At 65.2% G+C, this 23,731-nt stretch carries 24 protein-coding genes; 10 read left to right on the top strand and 14 right to left on the bottom strand.

Annotated features, from left to right (window positions below; all coding sequences use genetic code 11):
* From ACNR9W_RS16115 to ACNR9W_RS16100, 4 genes are all read left to right on the top strand, one after another.
* Complete coding sequence (locus ACNR9W_RS16115; RefSeq protein ID WP_419269810.1) at window positions 1–1,023, top strand: sulfotransferase family protein; 1,023 nt, start codon at window positions 1–3, stop codon at window positions 1,021–1,023.
* Window positions 1,024–1,160: 137 nt separating this feature from the next.
* A complete protein-coding gene (locus tag ACNR9W_RS16110) occupies window positions 1,161–1,628 on the top strand; it encodes a hypothetical protein (protein ID WP_419269812.1) in 468 nt (155 codons plus the stop codon).
* A gap of 106 nt (window positions 1,629–1,734) precedes the next feature.
* Entirely contained in the window at window positions 1,735–2,808 is a 1,074-nt protein-coding gene (locus ACNR9W_RS16105) for a hypothetical protein (protein ID WP_419269814.1), read from the top strand.
* Window positions 2,809–2,943: 135 nt separating this feature from the next.
* Window positions 2,944–3,828: a S8 family serine peptidase gene (locus tag ACNR9W_RS16100; RefSeq protein WP_419269816.1), complete on the top strand. Its 885-nt coding sequence runs from the start codon at window positions 2,944–2,946 to the stop codon at window positions 3,826–3,828.
* Here ACNR9W_RS16100 and ACNR9W_RS16095 read toward each other — a convergent pair whose 3' ends face one another.
* Window positions 3,829–4,443 (bottom strand): hypothetical protein, encoded by a 615-nt coding sequence (locus ACNR9W_RS16095; RefSeq protein WP_419269818.1) that lies wholly within the window; start codon window positions 4,441–4,443, stop codon window positions 3,829–3,831. It lies immediately after the preceding gene.
* A gap of 256 nt (window positions 4,444–4,699) precedes the next feature.
* Window positions 4,700–5,341, bottom strand: coding sequence for a hypothetical protein (locus ACNR9W_RS16090; protein WP_419269820.1), 642 nt, complete (start codon window positions 5,339–5,341; stop codon window positions 4,700–4,702).
* 185 nt (window positions 5,342–5,526) lie between these two features.
* On the opposite strand from ACNR9W_RS16090, the gene ACNR9W_RS16085 reads away from it, so the two are divergent.
* On the top strand, window positions 5,527–6,054 hold the full coding sequence (locus ACNR9W_RS16085) for a ferritin-like domain-containing protein (RefSeq protein ID WP_419269822.1): 528 nt from the start codon (window positions 5,527–5,529) through the stop codon (window positions 6,052–6,054).
* A 56-nt stretch (window positions 6,055–6,110) separates the two neighbouring features.
* Window positions 6,111–6,614 (top strand): YciE/YciF ferroxidase family protein, encoded by a 504-nt coding sequence (locus ACNR9W_RS16080; RefSeq protein ID WP_419269824.1) that lies wholly within the window; start codon window positions 6,111–6,113, stop codon window positions 6,612–6,614.
* A gap of 87 nt (window positions 6,615–6,701) precedes the next feature.
* Here the strand turns inward: ACNR9W_RS16080 and ACNR9W_RS16075 are convergent, their stop codons facing one another.
* The 6 genes from ACNR9W_RS16075 to ACNR9W_RS16050 form a co-directional block, all read right to left on the bottom strand.
* Window positions 6,702–7,280: a YceI family protein gene (locus ACNR9W_RS16075; RefSeq protein WP_419269825.1), complete on the bottom strand. Its 579-nt coding sequence runs from the start codon at window positions 7,278–7,280 to the stop codon at window positions 6,702–6,704.
* Between the two features lie 102 nt (window positions 7,281–7,382).
* Complete coding sequence (locus ACNR9W_RS16070) at window positions 7,383–8,537, bottom strand: cytochrome b/b6 domain-containing protein (RefSeq protein WP_419269827.1); 1,155 nt, start codon at window positions 8,535–8,537, stop codon at window positions 7,383–7,385.
* A gap of 111 nt (window positions 8,538–8,648) precedes the next feature.
* Window positions 8,649–9,965, bottom strand: a complete 1,317-nt coding sequence (locus ACNR9W_RS16065; protein ID WP_419269829.1) for a TRAP transporter large permease — start codon at window positions 9,963–9,965, stop codon at window positions 8,649–8,651.
* The gene (locus tag ACNR9W_RS16060; protein ID WP_419269831.1) at window positions 9,965–10,519 is read right to left on the bottom strand and encodes a TRAP transporter small permease subunit; all 555 of its coding nucleotides are present in this window, start codon (window positions 10,517–10,519) and stop codon (window positions 9,965–9,967) included. Before ACNR9W_RS16060 ends, ACNR9W_RS16065 begins: the two co-directional genes overlap by 1 nt.
* Window positions 10,520–10,573: 54 nt before the next feature.
* Entirely contained in the window at window positions 10,574–11,596 is a 1,023-nt protein-coding gene (locus ACNR9W_RS16055; protein WP_419269833.1) for a TRAP transporter substrate-binding protein, read from the bottom strand.
* Window positions 11,593–12,123 (bottom strand): gluconokinase, encoded by a 531-nt coding sequence (locus ACNR9W_RS16050; RefSeq protein ID WP_419269835.1) that lies wholly within the window; start codon window positions 12,121–12,123, stop codon window positions 11,593–11,595. Before ACNR9W_RS16050 ends, ACNR9W_RS16055 begins: the two co-directional genes overlap by 4 nt.
* Before the next feature lie 100 nt (window positions 12,124–12,223).
* Here ACNR9W_RS16050 and ACNR9W_RS16045 point away from each other — a divergent pair, with 100 nt between their 5' ends.
* The 3 genes from ACNR9W_RS16045 to ACNR9W_RS16035 all read left to right on the top strand — a co-directional run bounded on the left by ACNR9W_RS16045 (window position 12,224) and on the right by ACNR9W_RS16035 (window position 17,099).
* Entirely contained in the window at window positions 12,224–13,246 is a 1,023-nt protein-coding gene (locus tag ACNR9W_RS16045; RefSeq protein WP_419269837.1) for a LacI family DNA-binding transcriptional regulator, read from the top strand.
* 120 nt (window positions 13,247–13,366) lie between these two features.
* On the top strand, window positions 13,367–15,145 hold the full coding sequence (locus ACNR9W_RS16040) for an acetate/propionate family kinase (protein WP_419269839.1): 1,779 nt from the start codon (window positions 13,367–13,369) through the stop codon (window positions 15,143–15,145).
* Window positions 15,146–15,431: 286 nt separating this feature from the next.
* Entirely contained in the window at window positions 15,432–17,099 is a 1,668-nt protein-coding gene (locus ACNR9W_RS16035; protein ID WP_419269841.1) for an alpha-amylase family protein, read from the top strand.
* 61 nt (window positions 17,100–17,160) lie between these two features.
* Here ACNR9W_RS16035 and ACNR9W_RS16030 read toward each other — a convergent pair whose 3' ends face one another.
* The 4 genes from ACNR9W_RS16030 to ACNR9W_RS16015 form a co-directional block, all read right to left on the bottom strand.
* On the bottom strand, window positions 17,161–18,279 hold the full coding sequence (locus ACNR9W_RS16030; protein ID WP_458478803.1) for a YihY/virulence factor BrkB family protein: 1,119 nt from the start codon (window positions 18,277–18,279) through the stop codon (window positions 17,161–17,163).
* A gap of 103 nt (window positions 18,280–18,382) precedes the next feature.
* On the bottom strand, window positions 18,383–19,534 hold the full coding sequence (locus ACNR9W_RS16025; protein WP_419269845.1) for a DUF3618 domain-containing protein: 1,152 nt from the start codon (window positions 19,532–19,534) through the stop codon (window positions 18,383–18,385).
* The gene (locus ACNR9W_RS16020; protein WP_419269846.1) at window positions 19,524–19,925 is read right to left on the bottom strand and encodes a phage holin family protein; all 402 of its coding nucleotides are present in this window, start codon (window positions 19,923–19,925) and stop codon (window positions 19,524–19,526) included. The genes ACNR9W_RS16025 and ACNR9W_RS16020 overlap by 11 nt, the downstream gene beginning before the upstream one ends.
* Window positions 19,918–20,742 (bottom strand): hypothetical protein, encoded by an 825-nt coding sequence (locus ACNR9W_RS16015; protein ID WP_419269848.1) that lies wholly within the window; start codon window positions 20,740–20,742, stop codon window positions 19,918–19,920. Before ACNR9W_RS16015 ends, ACNR9W_RS16020 begins: the two co-directional genes overlap by 8 nt.
* A 248-nt stretch (window positions 20,743–20,990) precedes the next feature.
* Between ACNR9W_RS16015 and ACNR9W_RS16010 the strand changes: the two genes are divergently transcribed.
* The gene (locus ACNR9W_RS16010; RefSeq protein WP_419269850.1) at window positions 20,991–21,959 is read left to right on the top strand and encodes a hypothetical protein; all 969 of its coding nucleotides are present in this window, start codon (window positions 20,991–20,993) and stop codon (window positions 21,957–21,959) included.
* A gap of 129 nt (window positions 21,960–22,088) precedes the next feature.
* Here the strand turns inward: ACNR9W_RS16010 and ACNR9W_RS16005 are convergent, their stop codons facing one another.
* Entirely contained in the window at window positions 22,089–23,141 is a 1,053-nt protein-coding gene (locus tag ACNR9W_RS16005; RefSeq protein ID WP_419269852.1) for an extracellular catalytic domain type 1 short-chain-length polyhydroxyalkanoate depolymerase, read from the bottom strand.
* A gap of 2 nt (window positions 23,142–23,143) precedes the next feature.
* Window positions 23,144–23,566: a ribbon-helix-helix protein, CopG family gene (locus ACNR9W_RS16000; RefSeq protein ID WP_419269854.1), complete on the bottom strand. Its 423-nt coding sequence runs from the start codon at window positions 23,564–23,566 to the stop codon at window positions 23,144–23,146.
* Window positions 23,567–23,731 lie beyond the last annotated feature (165 nt).

The raw sequence follows: 23,731 nt of genomic DNA, 5'->3' as shown, positions 1-23,731 counted from the left end.
TTGTTACAGCGAATCTGGCTGCACATCGGTGCGGAAAAGACCGGAACGACCACGATCCAGCAAAGCCTGAAGCTGAGCCGGAACGCCTTGGCGGACCGCGGGATCCTGTTCCCCCGGTCGGTCGGCGATTTCAACCACACGGCCTTGGCCGCCTACGGCATGGATGACGAGAGAGGCATCGAGGAGCTGCGCATCTCCTCGGGGCTTCAGGACACGAGCGAACTGGCCCCGTTCCGGGAGCGCATACGCGAGGCGCTTGCCGACGAGGTTCGCTCCGGCGAATTCCACACGATGATCTTCTCGAACGAGCATTGCAGTTCGCGCCTGAAGAAGCCGGCTGAGATTGCACGGCTGCGCGACCTGTGCCTGGGGCTCTGCCAGGACGTGAAGGTCGTCCTCTATATCCGAAGCCCGGCTGAATTCTATGCCAGCTGGTATTCCACCGCAATTGCCAGCGGCAACACCTTCGATTTTCCCTGGCCTCTGCCCGACCACCTGAAGGTCGCCGCGGATTGGGCCAGGATGATCCGGAGATGGGAGGCGGCCTTTGGCGCAGGGTCGCTGGTCGTCAGGCGGATGGATCGCGCCAAGCTGATCAACGAAGATCTGCTGGACGATTTCTATACGACCGTGGGCCTGCCGGATATTCCATATGCAGTGCCCGAGCGGAAGAACGAGGCCCTGCCCCTGAACGCGCTGATCTTTCTGCGGGAGCTGAACAAGGTCCTGCCGCGCATCAAGGACGGCAGGTTCAACCCTGATCGGGCGAATGTGGTCGATGTCCTGAGGACCTGGCCCGAAAAGGAACGGTTCCAGTTGAACCGCGCGGAAAGCCAGGAGCTGGAGGACATGTTCGAATATTCCTATGAAACCATCCGCGAGAGCTATTTTCCGCAGGACGCGGCGCTCTTCTCGGACGGGGGCAGGTCGACCGAGACATCCTGCCGCAAGCGGCAGCTTTCGCTGGATGATGCCGTCAGGATGGCGTCGTTCCTCTGGACCTCCAAGGCCAGCCGGAACTGAACAGGGGCCGCGAGAAAAAAGAACAAAAGGTGGCCAAAATTGAGTAAACTCGCTTGACGCTATGCCTCGCGTAAAGTAGCTTTACTCAAGCAGGTCGCAACCTGCCCCACCAGATAAACCGATGGATGGAAAGCCTTATGGACCAGCAAGTTGAAGACAAGCCGAAGACCAAAGAAGAAGTCAAAGACGTCATGTTCTCGGTGGCGCGGCTGACCGGCGGCTTCGAGACCCTGATCAAGGAAGTTGAACCCTCGCTGACGCTTGGCCAGTGGGCGGCGCTGGACCTGCTGGTCAAAGGCGGCGACTGTCGGCCGTTCGAACTGTCCAAGAAGCTGTCGATCTCGCGCCAGCTGGCCTGGCAGACGGGCAAGAAGCTGGAGCGGCTGGAACTGGCGACCGTCAGCGAGCCCGCCGAGCAGACGCGCGCCGTGACCCTGTCGCCGACCAAGAAGGGCGTGGCGCTGGTCAAGGCCGTGGAGGCGAAGTTCGAGGACATTGCCCGCACGCTGACTGAAGAAAAGCCCAAGATCGGCCTCCGGCCGGTCCGGCAGGTGCTGACGGCAGTGGCTGCGGTTCTGGACGCGAAAGTCGCCCCGGAAGAGTGACTGCGCGGCCCGGTTGCACAAGTAACCGCCGGTTGAGCCCTGTGCCCGGAAAAACCACTTTCCGGGCATATTTCATTGCATACCTGAATTTCCGGAGGCGACGGCTTTGAATGTACTGATCATTGGCGGGTCAAATTCACAAATGAAGGCCGGATACGCCAGCCTCCTTCCGGATCTGCTGCCCGTCGCGGATATCGTCAACCTTTCGGTCGGCGCGGCACCGTCGCATATGGGGGTCTTCCGGCTTTTGACATATCCAAGGCTGTCCCAGGTTGATCATGTGGTCTGGGAATACGCGCTGAACGACGTGAACCACGTCAAAAGCAAGGGATACAGCGAGGATTCGCTGCTCAAGTTCGCCGAACATACCCTGAAGATCTGTGCACGGCGGCGCATCAGGCTGATCCCCGTGCTGCTGACGCCGCTTTCTGAAGAAGGCAGTCCCTATTCATCCTACAGGTCGAAGCTCCACTTCCTGTTCTCCCATTACGGGGTGGAGTTCTGCGACATCTCCCATCTGGCAAGGCGCCGCTTCGGCACCCGCGTGCTGGACAGGTCCTTCTTCAAAGATCCCAATCACTACGACCCCTCCGGCCCGATGCCCCAACTGATCGCCGCCAAGGTGGCCGAGATGATCCAGGGCGGAGGCGGCGACGTCCAGAATGCCGCGCCGATGTTTATCGAAAAGCGGACCGTGGCCCGCGTCACGCGCCAGTTCGAAGACTCGTCGCAGGAAATCTTTCAGAACTCGCTGCTCAAATACGCGGTTTTCGACCCTGCCGATCCTATCAAGTTGACGTTCTCCAGTTCAGGCACCCTGACCGGAATGGTGGTGGTCGCGGGGCCAGGAGGCGGAGCGGTCGATGTTCTTCTGAACGACGAGGTGCAGTTCACCCTGTCGATGGTCCATGACGAGCCCAGGTTCAACAAGCCGCTGCTGAAGATCATCGTGTTCGGCAGCATCTTGAACCGGGACCTGCATTATCGCGAAGGCGACCGCCTTGAGATCAGGTGGAGCCAGGCCCCTTCCGCCGCCATCTGCGACATGGGTTTTTCCTTCGTGGAAGAGGGGCTGCGGGGCGACCGGGGCCGGATCGTGGGCCTTTTGTCCGAGGAGTTGTTCGCGGCAGAACCCAAGCCCGCGGAGCAGCACGTGAGGATGGCCTCGGTGCCGCAGTGAAGGCCCATTGCTGCGGCTGATGGTCAGGACATTCGGATAGGTCGAACTAACCGAAGGAACAGGTTCAAAATGCTGGGGATCCGGGCGATAATCGCTGCCCGGAACCGGCCCGATGCCCGGCCTGCAGGAAAACCGATGCCACAGAACAGGCTGATCAAGGTCGCCGCCGCAGTCGCATGTCTCATCCTGTCCGGCGCCGCGGCGTCGGCGCAGGATCTGCAGCCCTGGATGAGCCCCGAGATCGCGGATGCCTGGACCCAGGGGTACAAGGGCCAAGGGTCCCACGTGACGGTCGTTGACGACTTCAAGAGCCGGAGCCGCTACTGGGGCCAACTGGAGCCAAGGGTGCAGCGTCTGCGGCACGGACAGTGGACGGCCAAACAGGTGTCGCTGATGGCGCCCTCCGCCCGGGTGAAACGGCAGGATTTCGGCGACAACCGTGCGATCAAGCTGCGCCGGGGGCTGAACATCTTCAACCTGTCCTATGGCATGATGGCGGTGGAGAACCTCTCTGTGCGGTGGAACCCGCGCGAGCGGTCGATCATCAAGCATGCCCAGGGCGGCCGGGGCGTTGCGGTCAAGGCTGCCGGGAACGACGCGATCCCCATTGGCGCCGTCAACAGCATGATGGAGGTCGACTACCTTGCGCGGGACCTGGTCGGAGCGGCCTCCGCGATCTTCGTCGGTGCCCTTGATGCGCATGGCCGCCCTGACCAGCGAGCGAACCTGGCCTCCTACAGCAACTACGCCGGGGACGATGCGGCGGTACAGAGCCAGTTCCTAGTGGTGGGCGTGACCGGAGCGCAGACCGGCCTCTATGGAACCTCCTTCGCGGTGCCCATCGTGTCGGGATATTCGGCGGTTCTGTCCAGCAAGTTTCCGCAGGCGACCCCCGCACAGGTCGCCAGCCAACTTCTGTCGACCGCGCGGACGGACACGATCAACAACTACACGGCAGCCACCCACGGCCGTGGAGAGGCCAGCATCGCCCGTGCGCTGGCACCGGTTGCCATCCGCTAATCAGAAGCTGACGTCATAGCGTAAGGTGACCCGCGCCTCGTCCGATCCGCTCATGCTGACAAGATAATCCAAGGTCTTCGCGGGCGGCAGCGTGCTGGCCGCCAGCCGGCAGTTGACTGCGACGCTTGCACCCCCGATGGCACCGAAATCGGCTTGGCACGGCCTTTCCCGAAAGCGCCCGCCCAGCAGGCTAGTGAGCTGCAGCGAAATCACCCCGCCCTCTCCCACCGGCCGTTGAAGGACGAAGCCAAAGCGCAGGCCCGGGTTGATACGGTATTTCTCTCCGCTTTCGCCGCTGCTCATCCCCCAGATCAAGCCGAAGGCCGGGGTAAGCTCGGACAGGAAGACCAGGTTCAACTCCTTGAGCCGGGGCCGGTACCAGTCATCAAAGGACACCGGCGTGCCATCCGCCAATTCGTAGCCCCCGCGCCGCATGTCGCCCGCCTGATCTGATCGCACTGATCCGAGGGAGACCTCCAGCAAGTGCGTGTCATTCAGGAATGACTCAAACCCCCGAGCCTGGTGCAGCGGCTGCAGCCCGATGATGAAAGCCGCCACCCCGCACCACGCCCCAAGGGGGCGCAATTCAGTCAGGTGGTGGGTGGTCTTGCTCATCACGGATGTCCATCTTGGCCCAGATCGCCACTATGGTACAAGTCGACCGTTAAAAGACTGTCTCATCGGAACAAGCCACGGCTCTTCGGGATATCGAGGTGCCGGGGCGGGATCAGCTGCCGTTGCTCTGCACCACGGCCGAATAGAGGACCGCGACCAGGATCGCCACCACGACGGCACCTATGATATAGGCCATGTTCTTCTTTTCATATCGCTTCATGCCAGTCTCCCTGCTGCTGTTGGCGATTGCTGGTCGTCACCGTCCGTGCCGCCCGCCGACCAAATAGGAACGAGAACGCGCGGGACCCCGGCTGGTGTCGCGGACGCCGGTCACTGCGGCATCCGGCTGCTGGTCCGGCTGGTCAGCGCCGACCGGAGGATTGGTTCCGGCCTGCATCGACGGACCCTCGTAGTTCATGTTGCCATCGCGCGGGTTGGTATAAGCGGCGTCCAGCGTCGTGCCGCGAACACCGCTTGGCAGGACCCCCTCTTCCGTGGGACCTGACCAGCCATCCGCGCGCCATTGGGCCTCGTGTGCCGCCAGGTCTACCGCACCCTCCTCGTCCAGGACGACCAGTGCCAGATCATGCTGCGCATCGTTCAGGTTGAGCGCCGTGACCAGCGAGCAGCCCCGGGCCAGACCTTCGGCATAAAGGGCGCGATCCTCATCAGGGAACGGCAGCCCTTCGACCGGCTGGCGGAACGCCGGGTCCTGGCCGGTTCCCGGGGTCGCACCGGATGAGGCGCCCTCGGTCATGACAACATCGGCCGGCGAAATGCCAGCCTGACGCAGTCTCAGGACGGCGCGCTCTGCGTGCCGGCGATCATCGAACAGGCAGGCGGCGGCGCGCGTATAACCGGCTGCGCCGCCGGCGGGGTTGTCCATCTGGGTGGTCATGCTGTCCTCCTTCGAATCATCGGCTGCGTCGGGACGCAGCGTGGGTGCGGGGCGCAGGCCCGCTCCCGACGTGGTGGCTGTAACCAGCACGTCCCCCAGTTGTTCCTGCCAGCGGGTATCCTGCCGCAGCGGGAACAAACGCGAGCCTGCGGGGTTCGCTGCTTTCAAGATGACAGGAGGTTATCATGCCCGCCGACCAGACCCCTCAACAAGCCGCCCGCAGCTTTTTCACTGATGGGCTGCGCAACGCTCACGCGATGGAGAAGCAGGCGCTGTCGATCATGCAGCCGCAGCTGAACCGGCTCGAGCACTATCCCGAAGTTGCGGCGATGCTGGACCGGCACATTCGCGAGACCGAAGGCCAGATCCAGCGCCTGGACCAGATCCTGGCCGAGGCCGGTGACTCCGCCTCGGGACTGAAGGATATGACCCAGTCCTTCGTGGGCACCATGGCCGCCATGGGCCACACCGTCACGTCCGACGAGATCATCAAGAACTCGCTGGCGAATTTTGCCTTCGAGAACTTCGAGATTGCCGCCTATACCTCGCTGATCACGGCCGCGGAAAGCTGCGGAGCTATCGACGCGATCCCGCTGCTTCGCCAGAACCTGGACGAAGAGTTGCATATGGCCGCCGCGGTCCGCGACAGCCTGCCCGAGGTGACGCGCAAGTACATCATGCTGAGCGCCAGCGGCGAACGCGCCGATATCTGACCAGTCCCCAAACCTTCCGGGCCACATGGCCCGCCCCCATCTGCAAGGAGCCAGACATGGCCGACAAGACCCTCGACACGCTGTTTCACGAAACGCTGAAGGACATCTATTACGCGGAACGCAAGATCGGGACCGCCCTGCGCAAAATGGCACGGGCCGCGCAGAACCCCGACCTGAAGTCCGCCTTCGAGACGCATGAGCAGGAGACGCAGGCCCAGTACGAGCGCCTGACCGAGGTCTTCGAGATGATCGGCAAGCGCCCGCAGGGCAAGACCTGCGATGCGATCGAGGGGATAATCTCGGAAGCGCAGGAGATCATGGACGAATTCAAGGGCAGCCCGGCCTTGGATGCAGGTCTGCTGGCCGCGGCCCAAGCCGTCGAGCATTACGAGATAAGCCGCTATGGCACGCTGAAAAGCTGGGCTGCCCAGCTGGGCATGAATGACGCCGTGTCGGTCCTCGACCAGACGCTGCAGGAAGAATCCGCCACCGACGAGAAGCTGACCGCCTTGGCGGAAAGCGTGGTCAACGAAGCGGCTCAGCAGGGCAAGGCCGCCTGATCCGCAATTGCCGCGTTTCCGCGACATGAAGAAGGCCCGCAGCGCTTGGCGCTGCGGGCCTTACTTTATTTGAGAAGTAACAGGCCTTTACTCGGCCTTCATCGCCTCGATCGAGATCTCGACCTCGACTTCGTCCGACACGGCCGGGGCGAACATGCCCAGGTTGAAGTCGCTGCGGGTCAGCGTCGTGGTGGCGTCAAAGCCCAGCCACGGCTTGTTTTCCATCGGATGGTTGCCCTGCTGGTTCAGCATGGTGTCCAGCACGACTTCCTTGGTCACGCCGTTCAGCGTCAGGTCGCCGGTGATCAGGGCGGTCTTGTCCCCCGTCACCTCGATCGAGGTCGAGGCGAAGGTCACGGTCGGGTCTGCCGCCTCGCTGCCGAAGAAGTCGGGGGACAGGAAGTGTTCGTCACGCCCCTGAAAGCCGGTCATCAGCGACGACACGGGGAAGCTGGCCTCGACCGAGGATTCGGCCGGATTTTCAGCGTCGAACTGGATCGTGCCTTCGATGCCGCCGAACATCCCCGTCGTGGTCGAGAAACCGAGGTGGTTGTAGTCGAACACCACCTGGCTGTGCGAGGTGTCGAAGGTATAAGCCTCTGGTTCGGCCAGGGCGGCGCCTGCAGCCAGGGCAAAGACAGCGGTCAGGGCAGTGGTCTTGAACATGGAAAGCTCCTGTAGGTTGTGCCGGCAAGATTTCCGAAAAGGCGCGGTTAAACAACTAGCGATGGACGAACATGACCTGCGGGATGGCGCACAGAGACAGGATCAGCGTTCCGCCCCGAGCGACACGGACAGGGTGACGGAAAATCCGACGGTCGCCTCGTCGGCATAGCTGTCGCCCACCTTCCAGTCGCGGCGGTCCAGTTGCGTCTGGCCAGACATGCTGGCCACGTCATCCTGGATCCGCAGAGAGAAGGGCAACGTCACCGGCATCTCCTGCCCCTTGAGGGACAAGGTGCCGTCAGCCACATAGCCGTCGCCCTCGGGCCGGATGGGGGCAGTGAAGACTGCGATCGGGTTGTTGGCGACGTCGAAGAAGTCGGCCGACCTGGCCTGTTCAGTGACGGTGCCGATGGTGACGCTGCTCATGTCGATGGTCACAACCACATCGCCGGTGCCGGTCTGCGGGTCGAAGGCGATGGCCGCGGTCCATTCCGGGAAGCGGCCCTGCACCTGCGTCCCCATCTGGGCGACCGTGAAGCCCAGTTCGCCGTCCCTCACCCGCCATTCCGACGCGGCCTGCTCCAACGACGGTGCGGCCTCTTCAGCCGCCGGCTTGGCGGTGATCGCGTAGCCCGTTCCGGCCAGGAAGATGAGGATCGCCGTCAGCGCGGGCAGCGCGTGATGGGGCGTCCGGGCCCCGCCCGCGGCACGCCCGCGCAGCATCCGGCCCAGCACCTCGTCCCGGTCGATCACCGCATGTTTCAGCGCCCCGAGGATATGCAGGGCGACCGCCCCCATCAGCATCCAGGCGAAGATATGATGGGTAGAGGCCATGGTCAGCGCCAAGGCGGGCGACTTCGGGACCAACGGCAGCCCCTGACCCAGAGGCCACAGGATCGGTGCATAGCCCTCGGTCGCGGCATGTTCGATCCAGCCGGTCAATGGCACCAGCAGCATGGCGGCATAAAGGACCCAATGAACGCTTTCGGCCAGGAAGGTTTCGGCCCGGCGCTTGGGGTGCAGGGGCACAGGCCGCGGCTGCGCCAACGCCCAGAGGATGCGCGTCAAGGCCACGGCAAAAGCCGCAATGCCGAGCGTCTTGTGCAGGGAGAAGAGCTGGACCTTGGTTTCCATCTGCTCCAACGGCACTCGTACCGCGAGCAGGCCCAAGACGATGTTCGTCAAGATGATCAGGGCCGTCAGCCAATGAAGGGTCCGTGCCACGCTGCCATAGCTTTTCAGGGTATTCTGGCGCATCGACTCGGGGCTCCGGTTGTTTCCCCCGTTCTAGCGCACCCTGCTGCGGTTGAGGATGCCCGCCGCCGCACAGAGGCTGTGCGGCGGCGGAACCCTGTCCCCGTTTGCTGATCAGTAGATCGCGATGCCGGGAAACAGGATCAGCAGGCCGACCGCGATGATCTGCAAGCCGATGAACGGCAGCAGCGCGCGGAAGATCTCGCCCAAGGAAATGTCAGGCGGCGTGACCGATTTCAGGTAGAAGGCAGCCGGCCCGAAGGGCGGCGACAGGAAGCTGACCTGCATGTTCATGGCAAATAGCACGCCGAACCAGACCGGGTCATAACCAAGCGAGACGATGATCGGCACAAAGATCGGCATGGTCAGCAGCGCGATCCCGACCCAGTCCAGAAACATGCCCAGCACGAACAGGATCGCCATCATGAACAGGATGATGACCGTGGGGTTTTCGCTAATCCCTGTGATGAGTTGCGAGACAAAGCTGATGCCGCCCATGAGGTTGAAGACCCCAACCAGGGCAGATGCGCCGATGCCGATCCAGACGATCATGCCGACCGTCTGGAGGGTCTGCAGCGCGGCGCCCTTGAGCAGGCCCCAGGTGAACTCGCCGCGAAGGACGGTGGACAGCAGGACACCCGCCACGCCAACGGCGCTGGCCTCGGTGACCGAAGCGATGCCGCCATAGATCGAGCCCAGCACCATGACGACCACCAGGATGGGAAGGAACAGGCCCTTCAGCAGGCGCAGCTTTTCCGCATGGGGGACGGGCGCGGTCACGGCCGGCGGCACGTCGTTCGGCGTCAGCCAAGCCCGCACCAGGACATATCCGACGTAGAGCAGCGCCAGCATGAAGCCAGGGACGAAGGCGGCCGTGAACAGGTCGCCGATCGAGACATTGGCCGTAAGCCCATAGATGATCAGCACGATCGACGGCGGCACCATGGTCCCAAGGCTGCCGCCTGCGCAGACGACGCCGATGGCCAGCTTGCGGTCATATCCCTGCGCCAGCATCTGCGGCAGGGCGATCAGCCCCAGCAGCACGACCTCTCCGCCGATGATGCCGGACATCGCGGCCAGGATCACGGCCACGAAGATGGTCTGGACGGCCACACCGCCCCGGATGCGACCGCCGATCAGCCGCATCGCCTCGAACAGGTCGCGGGCGATGCCGCTGCGGTCCAGGATCGCCGCCATCAGCACGAACATCGGCACCGACACGAAAACGAAGCTGCTGACAAAGGAATAGACCCGGCTGGTGATCAGCGGGACCACGTTCGGGCCGAACCAGCCAAGCGCAAAGATCAGCGTGACCAGCAGCGTGACAAAGGCCAGCGGGATGCCGGTGACCAGCAGGCCCAACAGCATGGCGAACAGGACCAGCGTGCCGGTCTCGATGCCCAGGGCCTGCAGCGATCCAAAGATTTCCATCACTTCGCCCCTTTCGGCCCGCGGGCATAATTGATGGCAAGGATCAGGAACTGCAGGGCCATGACGCCGAGTGCCACCATCAGCAGGATCTTGAGGATGCCGGGAAACGCCGGATTCCAGGCACTGCCGGAGGTTTCCAGGTGAAAGCTGCCATCGGGACGCCAGGCGGCGCGCTTGACCATCTGCCATGCGGCCCAAGCAAAGGCCCCGGACGACAGGGCGCAGATGATCGAGATCAGGATGTCCGCTGTCCGGCGCGCACCGGGCGGCAGCATGTCATAGACCAGCACGACGCGAATGTGCCGGTCGCGGGCGGTGCAGAGCAGTCCGCCATAGACGAAGGAAATCGCACAGAGGAACACCGTCGTCTCATGCGCCCAGATGGTCGGGCGGCCGAAGACATAGCGCAGGACGACCTCCTGGATCAGGATCAACATCGCCAGGACCAGCCCGAAGGCAGGTATCAGGGCCAATCGGTCGATCCAGCGGCCCAGGGACCCGGATTCTGGCACGGCATGATGTTCTTCGCGCGGCACGGCTTCCGGTGCGTCCATGGTTATCCCCTCCCCTTGATGGGACCGGGCGCGGGGCGCCCGGTCTGGCGATGCTTACTGCACCAGGCCTTTTTCGCTCAGATAGGCAGTCAGCGCATCATAGACGCGCTGCGCGGCCGGCGACTGGCTGGCCACCTTTTCCCATTCCCCTTGGGCGATCTTGCGGAACTTGGCGCGCTCCTCGTCGGACCAGTCGTGGATGGTGATGGTGCCGCCTTCGCGGGCCTTTTCCACGGCCGCCTCGTCGGCCTCGGCCAGTGCCGCGATCTGGACGCGGGCAAAATCGCGAACGGATTGCGTCAGCACCTGCTGCAGGTCCTCGGGCAGGGCGTCCCACTTGTCCTTGTTCATCGAGATCTCGACCAGGGGCATGGAGTGGAAGCCGGGATAGACCGGATGTGGCGCGATGTCGTTCAGGCCCTGCGCCTGGTTCGTGGAAAACACCGTGTAATCAGCGGCATCGATGACCTTCTTGTCAAGAGACGTGAAGACCTCGGAGCCCGGCAGGTTGACCGGAGAGGCGCCGGCAGCGGCAAAGACCGACTGTACCAGACCCTCTGGCGCACGGATCTTGACGCCCTGAAGATCATCCACACCGTCCAGCGGCACGGCGCTGACCAGCGCCTCCAGCCCCGGCGTGGTGGCGCCGATGAACTGCAGCCCATAGGGGTTCATGATCTCGTTCAGCAGCTCGGACCCGCCGCCGTTCTCGACGAAGTCCAGCATCTGCTCGGGGTCCGACCAGGCGCCGACCGGGTTGCCCATCAGGCCGAAGGCCGGATCCTTGCCCGAGAAATAGGACAGGTCGGTGACATGGCCATCCAGGATGCCGGTGGCGATGGCGTCCTGCGTCTCGTTATGCGCCACGATGGACTCGACCGGCAGCAGGTCGATGGCGATGCGGCCTCCCGACTTTTCGGCCACGTCGGCGGCCCAGCCCTGCTGCAGGACAAAGTTCGGGTTGCCGGCCGGGTCCGAGGATTGGAAGCGGAAGCTGTGGTCCTGGGCAAGGCCAGGAGCGGCAAGTGCAAGGAAGGCCGTGGCGGCCAGCAGGCCGCGGCGGGTCAGGTTGGTCATGGGTTTTCTCCTCCGGTTGAAATTCCCGGCGATGGGGCAAAGGCCCCGACCGCCTGGTCGATGATCTGGTCGGGCGACAGTGCAACGCTGATCCACAAGGCCCCCTCGGTCACGGGATTGGGTGGCTGCAGCGCCTCCAGCTGGCTGTCGATCAGGCTTGCCGGCATGTAGTGGCCCCGCCGTGCGTTCATCCGCGCCGCGATCAGGCTGCGCTCGCCGTGAAGGAACACGATATCCAGCGGCCCGGCAGTCGCCCGCAGGCGTTCGCGATGCGCGAACCCCAGGGCCGAGCAGGCCAGCACCCCCCGCCGCGGCGCCGCGACAAGCGCCGCGCCCAGCCTGTCCAGCCAGCCCCACCGCATGTCATCGGTCAGTGGCTGCCCTGCCCGCATCCGGGCCACGCTGGCCTCGTCGTGGAACAGGTCCGCCTCGATGAAGCAGCCACCGATGCGGTCGGCGATGCCGCGGGCAACGGTCGACTTGCCGGTGCCGCAGATGCCCATGACCAGAATCGGCCGCGCGTTCATGATGTCTCCCCCTCCTGATGACAGCGCAATCATGAATGACAGCGCTGTCATACGTCAACCCTCTTTATTTTCTCTGTGGAACAGGTAGTTTGACGAAATCATGAACAAAACTCCAAAGATCACCCTGTCCGACGTGGCTGTGGCCGCCGATGTCAGCCCTATCACGGTCTCACGGGCGCTGCGAAATCCGGACAAGGTCTCGGTCGAGGCGCGGGCCCGGATCGACCGTGCGATCCATGAACTGGGCTATGTTCCGAACCCTGCCGCACGGGCCTTGGCATTGGGGCGCACGGACATCGTCGGCGTCATCATCCCCTCAGTCAGCAACAACGTCTTCGCGGATGTAATGCGCGGCATCGACGAAGGGTTGCAGGGCAGCGGGCTGGGGGTGCAGCTTGGCACGACGCGCTATTCGCCCACGACCGAGGAGGACCTGATCCGGGTCTTCCTGTCGCAGCGCCCGGCCGGCCTGATCGTGGCCGGGCACGACCAGTCGCCGGTCGCGCGGCGGCTGCTGGAGGGAGCCGAATGCCCGGTCGTCCAGATCATGGAGGTGGGACCCGCGCCGATCGACCTGGCCGTGGGCCTGTCGCATTTCGAGGGCGCCCGGGCCGGCGCGGCACATCTTCTGGCGCAGGGCTACCGGGCGCCGGCCTTCCTGGGGGCGCAGATGGACCCGCGCAGCCAGCGGCGCCTGGCCGGATTCCGCGCCTGCCTGGCCGAGGCGGGGCTGAACGCCGAGGATCCGGTCGTGACCACGCCCGAACCCTCTTCGGTCAGCCTCGGCTGCCGGCTGCTGGCCGACCTGCTGGCGCGCTGGCCTATGACCGACGCGGTCCTGTGCAACAATGACGACCTGGCGCTTGGCGTGCTGTTCGAGGCGCGACGCCGCAACATCCGCGTGCCTGAACAGCTTGGCATCTGCGGCTTCAACGACCACGAGATGATGTCGGCCGCCGAACCACCGCTGAGTTCGGTCGCGACGGACCGCCTGTCGATGGGCCGCCAGGCCATCGGTTTGATCCGCAGCAGGCTGGCCGGAGCGGGACCCGAGCGGGGCAGTTCCGTGGACCTCGGCTTTCGGCTGGTGCCCCGCGCCAGTACGGCGCGGCGTCGCAGCTAGCGCAGGTTTTATGCGCGGAAGGCGCTGTTCGTGGCACCTTTCGTCCCGGAGGCTGTACGGCCTGCCTGCGGTGCGCCATGGTTGCACCCAAGCGGGCAGGTTTGCGGGAAAGGGTGACGGATGCGGGTTCTGGTTTTCAACGCAGGCAGCTCCAGCCTGAAATTCGGCGTGTTCGACGGCGATCGACAGCTGTTCAAGGGCAGCTTCGCGCGGTTCCGGGCGGGCGGCTGCGACTATGTGTTCCAGGGTCCCGGCAATGAACAAGGGCATGCGCCGCATGCCGATCTGGATGCCGCCATTGCGGCGGTCCCCGCGGTTCTGGAGCAACGTGGTCTGACCGAGTTGGAGGCGGTGGGTCACCGGATCGCCCATGGTGGCGAGGCCTTTGCGGTGCCGACGCTTCTGGATGATAGTACGATCCTGCAGATCGAGGCGCTGACGCCGCTGGCCCCCCTGCACAACCCGGCGAACCTGGCGGCCGTCCGGCTGGCGCGGCGGCTGTGGCCCGACCTGCCGCAGGTGGGCGTCTTCGACACGGCCTTCCACCTGACCAATCCCGGACGGGCCACGACCTATGCCGTGCCTGCCGAATGGCGCCGGAAGGGGCTGCGTCGCTTCGGCTTTCACGGGACTTCGCACAAGTATGTCGCCCATCGCGCGGCCGAGGAGATCGGCCAGCCCTTGGCTGATCTGCGCATCATCAGCCTGCACCTGGGCAACGGCGCCAGCGCCTGCGCCATCCAGCGCGGGATCAGCATCGACAGCTCGATGGGGCTGACGCCGCTGGAGGGGCTGGTGATGGGAACCCGGTCCGGCGACGTCGATCCGGGCGCCTTCGGCTTCCTGCAGCGGCAGCTTGGACTGACGATCCCGCAGATCGAGGACGCGCTCTACCACGACAGCGGCCTGAAGGCCCTGACCGGCTGCGCCGACATGCGCGATGTCGAGGATCGGGCGGCGGAGGGCGACGCAGATGCGCAGGCGGCCATCGACCTTTATGCCTATCGGGCGCGCAAATATGTGGGTGCCTATGCGGCGGCGATGGGCGGGGTGGAGGCGCTGGTCTTTACCGGCGGCATCGGAGAGAACTCGGCCTCGATGCGTCGGCGAATCTGCGACGGGCTGGGCTTCATGGGGCTGGAGCTGGACCATGATCGCAACGGGCGGATCGCGCTGAGCGGCCGAGAGGCTCCCCAGATCCAAGCCTATGGCAGCCGCGTCCGCGTGATCGTCACGGAAACGGCTGAACAGCTGATGATCGCGCGCGAGGTCGTCCAGACCCTGACGCGACGGCCCGTGACGCCGATCCAGATCCCCGTCGCAGTGTCGGGGCGGCATGTTCACCTGTCGGCGCAGGCGGTCGAGGCCCTGTTCGGACCGGGCTATCGGCTGACGGAGGCGGCGCCGCTGCGCCAGCCCGGAAACTGGGTCGCGGCAGAGCGCATCACCGTCGAAGGCCCCAAGGGGCGGCTGGAGCACGTGGCCATCCTGGGCCCGCTGCGCCCGCGGACCCAGATCGAGGTGTCGCGCACCGACAGCTTTGCCTTGGGGATCGACGCGCCCGTGCGGGACAGTGGCCAACTGGACGGGACGCCCCGGGTGCGCCTGATTGGCCCGGCGGGCCAGCTGGACACGGATGGCCTGATCGTGGCGGCGCGGCATATCCACACCAACCCGCAGGACGCGGCGCGGATGGGGCTGGAGGACGGCGATCTTGTGGATGTCGAGGTCCGGGGCCAGGACGGCCGGGGCCTGACCTTCGCGCGCTGCCTTGTCCGCGTCTCTTCAGCCGCCTTCACCGAGATGCATATCGACACGGACGAAGCCAATGCCGCCGGAATCAGCGGCGCGGCCGAGGGCGAACTGCTTCATGGCGTCGAAGCCCGCCCGATGGGCTGAAGACCGCGCCGGTGCAGGTACGATACCCGGCGCAGCTTGCCTTGGCGCCAGTCGTCCTGGGGCAAGGGCCGCTTCAATCAGGGCGGGATACCATTGACGCGGTTGCTGGCCCTGGCTGCCGATCCTGCCCTAGCTGCGGATCAGGACCCCCCGTCCAGAAGATCCGCAGCTACCTCCAGCCCATAAAAGCGGCTATGTTTTGGGCAGGCTCCCGCCGGGTGAGGCAGGGGTTTCATCGACACAACCGGCGCGCATCCCCTGCCCGCCCTTCGGCAGGAGTGACAGAATGGACATGAGCCGCACCAGCGACGTTTGGTGGAAGAATGCCGTCTTCTATTGCCTGGATGTCGAAACCTTCCAGGACAGCAACGGCGACGGCATCGGCGATTTCACGGGGTTGGCCCATCGGATCGACCATCTGGCGGGTCTGGGGGTCACCTGTGTCTGGCTGATGCCTTTCTATCCGTCGCCGAACCGGGACGATGGCTATGACATCATGGATTACTACAGCATCGATCCCACGCTTGGCAGCCTGGGGGACTTTGTCGAATTCGTGCGCACGGCGCGCGACCGGGGCATCCGGGTAATCGCCGACCTGGTCGTCAACCACACGTCGGACCAGCATCCCTGGTTCCAGTCCGCCTGTGAAAGCCGGGAGTCGCCCCATCGGGATTGGTATGTCTGGCGCGACAAGATCCCCGAACAGGGCCCGGAGGGGCTGGTTTTCCCAGATGAGGAAAGCAGCAACTGGGAATGGCACGAGCCGACGGGCCAGTATTACCTGCACCGTTTTTACAAGCACCAGCCTGATCTGAACATCAGCAATCCCCTGGTCCGGGACGAGATCCGCAAGATCGTGGGCTTCTGGCTGGAAATCGGCCTCTCCGGCTTCCGGGTCGATGCGGTGCCCTTCCTCTTGGAGACGGCCGGGGTGGCGGCGCCCATGACGATGGATCCGCATGACTGGCTGCGGGACCTGCGCGCCTTTATCGGGCGTCGTCGCGGTGATGCGATCCTGCTGGGCGAGGTCAATCTGGAATACGAGGATGTCCGCCGCTTCTACGGCAGCGACGGCGGCGGCGAACTGAACATGTGCCTCGACTTCAACATGAACCAGGCGCTGGCCCTGTCGGTCGTTCGGGGGGATGCGGGGCCGCTGGTCCATTCCATGCGCTCCATGCCCAGCCTGCACCCGGATGATGCCTGGGCGCATTTCGCCCGAAACCATGATGAATGGTCCCTGGACAAGCTGACCGAGGCAGAGCGGCAGGAGGTGTTCAAGGCCTTCGGCCCCAGAAAGGACATGCAGCTGTTCGGCCGTGGATTGCGCCGCCGCATCCCCACCATGATGAAGAGCAACCACGACCGGATCCGGATGCTCTACAGCCTCGTCTTCTCGCTGCCGGGCGCGCCGGTCCTCTTCTATGGCGAAGAGATCGGCATGGCCGAGAACCTGGACATTCCCGGACGGATGAGCGTGCGGGCCCCCATGCAGTGGTCTGACAAAGCGAGCGCCGGCTTTTCCTCGGCCGACCCCGAGGATCTGCGCCGCCCCGTCGTGCAGGGCAAGCAATGGGGCCCCTCCGCCGTGAATGTGGAACGGCAGGAACAGGACCCGGATTCGATGCTGAACTGGAGCGAGCGGCTGATCCGGCGCCGGCGGGAAACGCCCGAGATCGCCTTTGGCAGCTGGCAGTTCATTCCCTTTCCCGAGCCGTCGATCTTTGGCCTGCGCTATGACTGGGGCGACCGGTCCGTCCTGCTGCTGCACAACCTGGCCGACAAGCGAATCAAGGCCAGCTGCATGCTTGAGGGCGCCGGCCTATGGCAGGGCCTGCGCCACCTTCTGGGCGAGGGCCAAGTCGAGCTGCAAAAGGACGGGACGCTGTCGCTGGACTTGCCGGCCTACGGTGCCATCTGGCTTCGGCCCGAGACGGGAAATCCTTGCGCCTGATCCGAGTCAGTGGCGCGATCCACAAGACAGAAAAGCCGCCGCCAGTGCGGCGGCTTTCCCTTCAACGCCGCGACGGGCGGGCGATCTTCCAGATTGCACGGCCCATCAGCAGCATGGCCAGCGACAGGTCGCTGCTGGGCGACGACGGCTCATGCTTCGGCGGTTCGGCCGCCGGCGCGTCCTTCTTCGGCCGCAGGCCTTGGCGTCCGCGCCCCTTGGACGAACCGCCCGGCGGCGTGTCTGCCTTCACCGCATTGCGCCGTCCCATCGGTTCGGGAGCGCCCGTCGTCGTATCCCGTGCGGTCTGCTGTTCGATCTCGGCATTCAGCTCAGCGCCGCCCAGGATGACAAAGGCCGAAAGCCACATCCATGTCAGCAGGATGATGACACCGCCCAAGGCGCCATAGGTTTCGGTGTAGCTGCCGAAATTGGTCACGTAGATCGAGAAGGCCACCGTTCCCAGGATCCACAGCACGGTCGCGACGACAGCGCCGACGCTGACCCACCGCCATTTGGGATCGGCCCGCGATGGTGCGAACCGATAGATGGCTGCCAGACCCAGCATCGCCAGCACGGCCATCAGCGGCCATTTCAGCAGGTTCACCGCCGTTTCCAGCGCCGGCGGCAGGTGTCCCAGTGCCACCAGCGACGGCAGGATGATCACCAGCGCCAGACCGGCGATCAGGCCCAGGATCATGCAGAGCGTGATCGCGAGCGCGGTCAGGTAGAGCTTGATCGTGCCACGCTCTTCCTCTTCGTCATAGGCGATGTTCAGGCCTTCCATCAGGGTCATCACCCCCTTCATCGCCCCATATAGCGCAATGGCGATGCCGAAGAAGGCGACGATCCCCGTGCCCGAACCGTCGTCGCCCGCGACCTTGGTCACCTGCTCCTGCAGGATGCCGGCGGCACTTTCCGGCAGCATGGCCATGACCGTCTCCAGCTGCGCCGCAATCTGGGCCGGGTCCAGGATCAGCCCCGCGATCGAGATCAGCGCGGCGATCGCCGGAAAGATCGACAGCAAGGCATAGAAGGCCACCCCTGCGGCCACGACCGAGATATGGTCGCGCGAGATCTCGGTCTTGACCCGCAACAGGATTTCCTTCCAGCCGCTGGCGGAAATGCGGGAAGGTGCAGAAGCATTGGCGCCCTTGGCAGCCGGGGTATCGCCCTGTGGCACGTCTGTTGTCTCCTGTGGAAAAAGCGGCGGCCCGCCCAAGGGGCGACCGCCGGTGGGCACAAGGGCGCCGCTGCGACGCGGCGCCCTTGGTCAGTCAAGATGTTCAGGTGCGGGTGCCGCCGCCGGTGGTGGAGCCGGTGCCGCCCGGGGTCGAGCTCCGGCCCGCGCCGCTGGCGGTCGAGCTGCTGACCGTTCCGGATCCCGTGCTGCCGGAGGACATGCCGCCGGTGCTGCTGGTAGAGCTGCTGCCCGAGGACGAACCGGTGCTGCCGCTGGTCGAGGTGCTGCCCGAGGTCGATCCGCTGTCACCGCGGTCCTTGGACAGTTCCTTTTCGGCCGCGTCGGTCACGTTGGAGACCGCCGATTTGGCTTCGTCCATGCCGGCCGAGACAGCGGCCTGAACGCGGGCCTTCTCTTCTTCGAAGATGCTCTCGGCCTCGTGGAACAGCTGGTCGCTGTAGCTGCCCATCATTTCGTCCTCGCGCGCGGTGCGCGGCAGCAGGGCGGCAAGCCCGGCCCCCAGCAGGAAGCTGGCGGCGCCGAAGATCAGCGGCTGCGTGTCATAGCCTTCGGACACGGCGCGCGAGCTCTGGTTGAAGCGCCGACTTGCGGCGTCGCTAGCATCCAGCGCCTTGCGGCGGGCGCCTTCGACGCGGCGGCGGGCCTCGTCGCTGAAGCCTTCGGTGCCTTCGCTCAGGCGCTCGCGCAGGTGGCGGGCCCGGTCCTTCATATGGTCGGTCATGCTGCTCTCATCCTTGTGGCTGCCCGAGTGCAGGCTGCTGCTCGTGTTGCTGCTGCCCAGATTGCGCGTTTCGCCATATCCGGTCCAGGACGCGGGCCTCGTGCGGGCCGCAGGCGTCGGGGGATAGGTTGTGACGCGCGTCGTTGCGCGCTCGGGTCGGGTGTCCTGGTCATGTTCGCGATAGTCGGTGCGACGATCGTGGTCATCATCATGATGCGTGTCGCGTCGTGCGTAGTAATGCTGGGCGGTATGCGTGGGATCATAGCCGCGGCCAAAGATCAGCCAGGCCAGACCGACGCCGGTCAGCGCCAGCGCGACGGGATTGGCACGCGCCGCGTCGCTGGCCGAGCCGACCCATTCCGAGCCATGCTCGCGCACCGTCGACGACAGGCGCCGCGACAGGCCGTCCAGCGAGAACTCGTCCTGAAGGCTGTCCAGCGTCTGGCGCAGCGCGTCGCGATCCTTCTCGATCTCGCGCTCGATCTGCTCGGGGTTTTCCGACTCAGTTGTCATGATAAGCCTCCTTGACCGCCTGCGCGTCGCGCTGGACGTTCTGGACCGTGCGCGTGGGCATCAGCGATGACAGTTTCAGGTCGTTGATCCCCTTGCGGAGAAGAGCATAAGCCAGGATCGCCAGCACGACGCCGACGATGACCGCGCTCCAGATCGGACCCAGATCGGTTTCGGCAAGCGCCGCGACCAGGGCCGCCACCAGCACATTCAGGGTGACCAGACCGATGACGCCGGCCACGGCGATGAAGCCGATGGCGGTGCCGGCCTGGCTGATGTTCTGGCTGACCTCGGCCTTGGCCAGTGCGATTTCCTTGCGGACAAGGTCGCTAGAAAGCCGGATGGCCTCCGAGGCCAGCGAGGCCGGGTTTTGCGGACGGGACGGATCAGACATTGCTGCCTCCCTGACCCGGCTTGCGGGTTCCTTGCGACGAGGTCAGCGTGTCGCGACCCATGCCGCTGCTGCCCGTTCCGCCGGAGGCGGGGGTGGTGACGGTCGAAGACGGCGTCCCGCTGTCCGAGCGACCAGCGCCGCTGCTGCCCGTGCCCGTGCCGCTGGATCCGTAGCCCGGAGGGGTCGAGCCTGCAGCGCCCGAACCGGAAGGAGAGTTGCTGCCGACGCCATAGCTGCTGCCGGTCGCGCCGGTGCTGGCACCCATCCCGGTGCTGCCGCTGCGCATCGCGTCGGTTCCGGTGCTGCGCGCACCATAGCTGCTGCCGCCGCCCGAATAGCTGCTGCCCGAATAGCTGCGCGAGCCATAGTTGCCGCTGCTGCCCGACATGCTGCCGGACTGGCTGCCATAGCCGCCACGGCCGGATTCACTGGCCAAAAGGAAGCGCGTGGTGGCGAAACCGGCGAGGGCGGCAATGCCAAGGAAGGCGCCGGGGCGGGTGCGGGCAAAGCTGCGGACGCTTTCCATCATTTCCGTCACATCCGTTGATTTGAGGCTCTGGGCGATGCTGCCGACATTCTCGGCCGCATAATCGAACATGGTGGCGACGGACGAATCCGGATCGACCTCGGACTTGGCCGAACGCAGGGCGTTCGCAAAGTCATCGGCCTGCTTCGACAGATTGCCGCGAAAGCTCTTCTCGCTGCGCATGACACCGTCCTTGACGCCCTCGGTCAACTGGCTGACTTTTTCGCCTGCCTGCTCCTGCAGGTTTCCGAGGGTCGAGGAACTGGTCCCGGTGGGGTGATCGGTACTCATATGAGGCCCTCCAATAAAGGTCGCGTTCCGATTGAAGAACCGGCAGCAGGGTGCAGCCGGTCCATGGTGGGTTTACAACTGACAAGGTCCGGGAATGTTCCTGCCGCGGGGCCATAGCCCCCACATCGACGCGCAACCTGGGCGCCATCGGCGGATAATCTTCACGATCCGCAGGACGGCTGGAACATTCACATGATGCAACGGTTTGCGGAGGGGCCCCAAGAGGAGGGGCAGGCTTGGAGGACAAGATGAAACTTTACACCACATTGATGGCCAGCTGCGCGTTCGCGTTCGCGGCCGTCTCGGCGCAGGCAGATTGTGCCGCCGACCTTGCCCGCCTGACGGGCGAACATGGGGCGACGGGTGGCACCGGCATGGCCGGCCAGACCGGTATGGCGGGATCGATGGAATCGTCGGCCGACGGCATGACGCATTCCATGTCGGACACCGATCCGGCCGCCATGCCGCACGGGTCGATGGATGCTGCCGGCGCCACTGGAATGTCGGGCAGCGACGGCGAGCAGGCAGAGGGCATTGCCAAGGATGGCTCGCTGGCACCGCTGGAAGAGCCCGGTGGGCAGGACCAGACCACGCAGGCCATGTCCGGCCAGGATGTGCAGGCACAGCAGGAAGGGCAGCCCACCGCCGCTGCCGAAGCTGAAGCCGCAATCGGTTCCGGCAGCACCCCGGACGCTTCCGCGGGTGGCGATGCAACGGCTGGAACCACCATGACGGACGGCGCAGCCACCGGCATGTCGGACACCAGCACGGGCATGACGGCAGGAACCGACACCGGTGCCAGCACCGAGATGCCGACCGCGGGCACGGAGACGTCCACCGGCACCGACATGTCCACGACCTCGACCGACAGCACGATGACCGACAGCGCCACGTCCGACACTGCGACGGACATGACGACCGGCACCGACAGCAGCATGGACAGCGCCGGTGCGGATGCCGCAACGGACAGCACGATGTCCGGTGCGGCCGATACCGCCACTGACAGCGCACCTTCCGCAACCGGCATGGCCACGGACGGCACCGCCGGCGACACCACCATGGATCCGGCATCCGGCATGGCAGCGGGTTCCGCCGACAGCGCCATGGGCTCGGGCGACATGAACCGCGAAGCGGTCATTCAGCGCGCACGCATGGCCTTGGCAGCCGGCGACGAAGAGGCCTGCCGCGCCGCCCTGGACGAGTTGGAAGCACTTTGACCCCCGGGGCGTGATCGCGCCCCGAGGCTGACGGCACGGAAGATGCGGGGTGCGGCTGACGCACCCCGCATTTTTTTACCCAAGCTCGCTCCTGCAGGAACCAGCGTCCCAAGCCACCTGCCCTTTCCTTCAGCCCTGCTTCGCAGAGCCCAGGAAAAACCGCATCATCGCGGTGGTGGCCGAGGGACCTGCCGCCGTATGGCTGCCCTGCGGCGCCCCGCCCGACCAGGCATGTCCCAGCCCCTCCACCACCCAGCTTTCGATCCGGAGCACGTCGTCCTTGTCCCTGAACCGGGCCACCTGCACATTATGCCCATCCAGGCGCGCGGCGGCGGCACGGCGGGTCAGCCCCGGCTGCGCCCGCAGCGCCTGCGCCACGACGGCTTGCGCATTCTGCGGCGCAACCGTCCGGTCGGCAGATCCGTGCAGGACGAACAGGCGACAGCCCGCCCCCGTGCCGCGGTCGGACCCGCCGCCCGACATCGCCGCAAAGGCCGAACCCATGTCCCGCGCGGCCCCGTTGGGCAGCCCGGAATGGCACGCCACGGCACCGAAATCCTCGGGGAAGACCGCGCCCAGGATGACCGACATCGCGCCCCCGGCGGAGAGGCCCGCCGCAAAGCGCAGGTTGGGCGGCACGGCGAATTCATGGCCGATCGCGCGGGTCAGGTCGGTCAGGAACGCGGCCTCTCCGCCCTGGGCCTCCGCATGACGCGGTTCGAACCAGTTCCAGCAGCGGTTCATGTTGGCCTGCGCGGGCTGGGCAGGGGCGATGACCACCACGCGGTGCCGTTCGGCCGCGTCATGGATGCCGGTGCCGCGCGCGAAATCGTCGGGATCCTGGGTGCATCCGTGCAGCAGCAGCAGGATGCCGGCCGGGGTCTCTCCCTCGGCCAGCGAGGCGGGGACGTAGAGCCGGTACTGGCGCGACTGACCCGCCGCCTGGTGGTCCCTCCAGGTCCAGCTGCCCGGAGAGGCGGGCATGGCTTGCGCTCGGCCCTGCGGCAGGCCGAGGCCCGACGGCAGGCCCGCCCCCGTCAGGTTCGGAAACGGCGCGGCCGAGGCCAGGTCCACCGGCGCGCCCCCAAGACCCGTCTGGATCATCTGCGTGGCTTCGGACAATTGGCCCGCGCGCATCAGCCGCGTGATTTCGGCCATGTTCAGCGTTGTCGGTTTTGTCATGTTCAGCGTCCCTTGCTGTGACGGCAGGCGTCCAGGACCTTGCGGACCCCGACGCTGGCCTGGATGGTGCCAAGCACCTCGATGGAGCGGATCGTGGCCGCGACAAGATCGGCCGGAATGTCGGTGGCAAAGCGGGCCAGGCCGATGACCCGCAGGTCCAGCATCTGGTTGGCTGCGGCCATGCCCTGCAGTTCGCTCAAGGTGACGTCCCGCAGGCCCATCACGAAGTCGTCCCGGATGATGGTCGGCGCGACGGCGTTGTCGTGACGGTCCAGCTGCGCCCGGATCGCCGCGCGGATCAGGTCGCTGCGGCTGGCGTAAAAGCCTTCGCGGACCAGTAGGTCGATGCGACCCAGGTCCACAAAACCCAGATTGATGGTGATCTTTTCCGTGTCCGCAGATCGCGCGGGAGAAGGAGTGGCCATGGCGTCTGATCCTTTAACATCCATATGGATGGTAACAGGATGTAGTGCGGTTCGCCACCCGTAAGCGCCCGTCCAGCCAAAATTCGTCTAACTGATGAAAACGGCGACAGAATTATCTGTCGCAGGTCCCCTCAGGTACCGACTGCTGTTGAGATTTTGAGATGG

The sequence above is a fragment of the Paracoccus sp. T5 genome (assembly GCF_048538155.2).
Taxonomy (GTDB): Bacteria; Pseudomonadota; Alphaproteobacteria; order Rhodobacterales; family Rhodobacteraceae; genus Paracoccus.
This window is presented reverse-complemented; position numbering and strand designations above follow the sequence as displayed.

Coding starts and splice junctions, on each gene's coding strand:
- ACNR9W_RS16090 (WP_419269820.1), bottom strand. CDS start 5,341: ATGACCACCCAGATGGACAACCCCGCCGGCGGCGCAGCCGGTTATACG.
- ACNR9W_RS16070 (WP_419269827.1), bottom strand. CDS start 8,537: ATGCGCCAGAATACCCTGAAAAGCTATGGCAGCGTGGCACGGACCCTT.
- ACNR9W_RS16110 (WP_419269812.1), top strand. CDS start 1,161: ATGGACCAGCAAGTTGAAGACAAGCCGAAGACCAAAGAAGAAGTCAAA.
- ACNR9W_RS16045 (WP_419269837.1), top strand. CDS start 12,224: ATGAACAAAACTCCAAAGATCACCCTGTCCGACGTGGCTGTGGCCGCC.
- ACNR9W_RS16080 (WP_419269824.1), top strand. CDS start 6,111: ATGGCCGACAAGACCCTCGACACGCTGTTTCACGAAACGCTGAAGGAC.
- ACNR9W_RS16085 (WP_419269822.1), top strand. CDS start 5,527: ATGCCCGCCGACCAGACCCCTCAACAAGCCGCCCGCAGCTTTTTCACT.
- ACNR9W_RS16000 (WP_419269854.1), bottom strand. CDS start 23,566: ATGGCCACTCCTTCTCCCGCGCGATCTGCGGACACGGAAAAGATCACC.
- ACNR9W_RS16020 (WP_419269846.1), bottom strand. CDS start 19,925: ATGTCTGATCCGTCCCGTCCGCAAAACCCGGCCTCGCTGGCCTCGGAG.
- ACNR9W_RS16040 (WP_419269839.1), top strand. CDS start 13,367: ATGCGGGTTCTGGTTTTCAACGCAGGCAGCTCCAGCCTGAAATTCGGC.
- ACNR9W_RS16010 (WP_419269850.1), top strand. CDS start 20,991: ATGAAACTTTACACCACATTGATGGCCAGCTGCGCGTTCGCGTTCGCG.
- ACNR9W_RS16060 (WP_419269831.1), bottom strand. CDS start 10,519: ATGGACGCACCGGAAGCCGTGCCGCGCGAAGAACATCATGCCGTGCCA.
- ACNR9W_RS16075 (WP_419269825.1), bottom strand. CDS start 7,280: ATGTTCAAGACCACTGCCCTGACCGCTGTCTTTGCCCTGGCTGCAGGC.
- ACNR9W_RS16055 (WP_419269833.1), bottom strand. CDS start 11,596: ATGACCAACCTGACCCGCCGCGGCCTGCTGGCCGCCACGGCCTTCCTT.
- ACNR9W_RS16005 (WP_419269852.1), bottom strand. CDS start 23,141: ATGACAAAACCGACAACGCTGAACATGGCCGAAATCACGCGGCTGATG.
- ACNR9W_RS16065 (WP_419269829.1), bottom strand. CDS start 9,965: ATGGAAATCTTTGGATCGCTGCAGGCCCTGGGCATCGAGACCGGCACG.
- ACNR9W_RS16015 (WP_419269848.1), bottom strand. CDS start 20,742: ATGAGTACCGATCACCCCACCGGGACCAGTTCCTCGACCCTCGGAAAC.
- ACNR9W_RS16035 (WP_419269841.1), top strand. CDS start 15,432: ATGGACATGAGCCGCACCAGCGACGTTTGGTGGAAGAATGCCGTCTTC.
- ACNR9W_RS16025 (WP_419269845.1), bottom strand. CDS start 19,534: ATGACAACTGAGTCGGAAAACCCCGAGCAGATCGAGCGCGAGATCGAG.
- ACNR9W_RS16095 (WP_419269818.1), bottom strand. CDS start 4,443: ATGAGCAAGACCACCCACCACCTGACTGAATTGCGCCCCCTTGGGGCG.
- ACNR9W_RS16050 (WP_419269835.1), bottom strand. CDS start 12,123: ATGAACGCGCGGCCGATTCTGGTCATGGGCATCTGCGGCACCGGCAAG.
- ACNR9W_RS16100 (WP_419269816.1), top strand. CDS start 2,944: ATGCCACAGAACAGGCTGATCAAGGTCGCCGCCGCAGTCGCATGTCTC.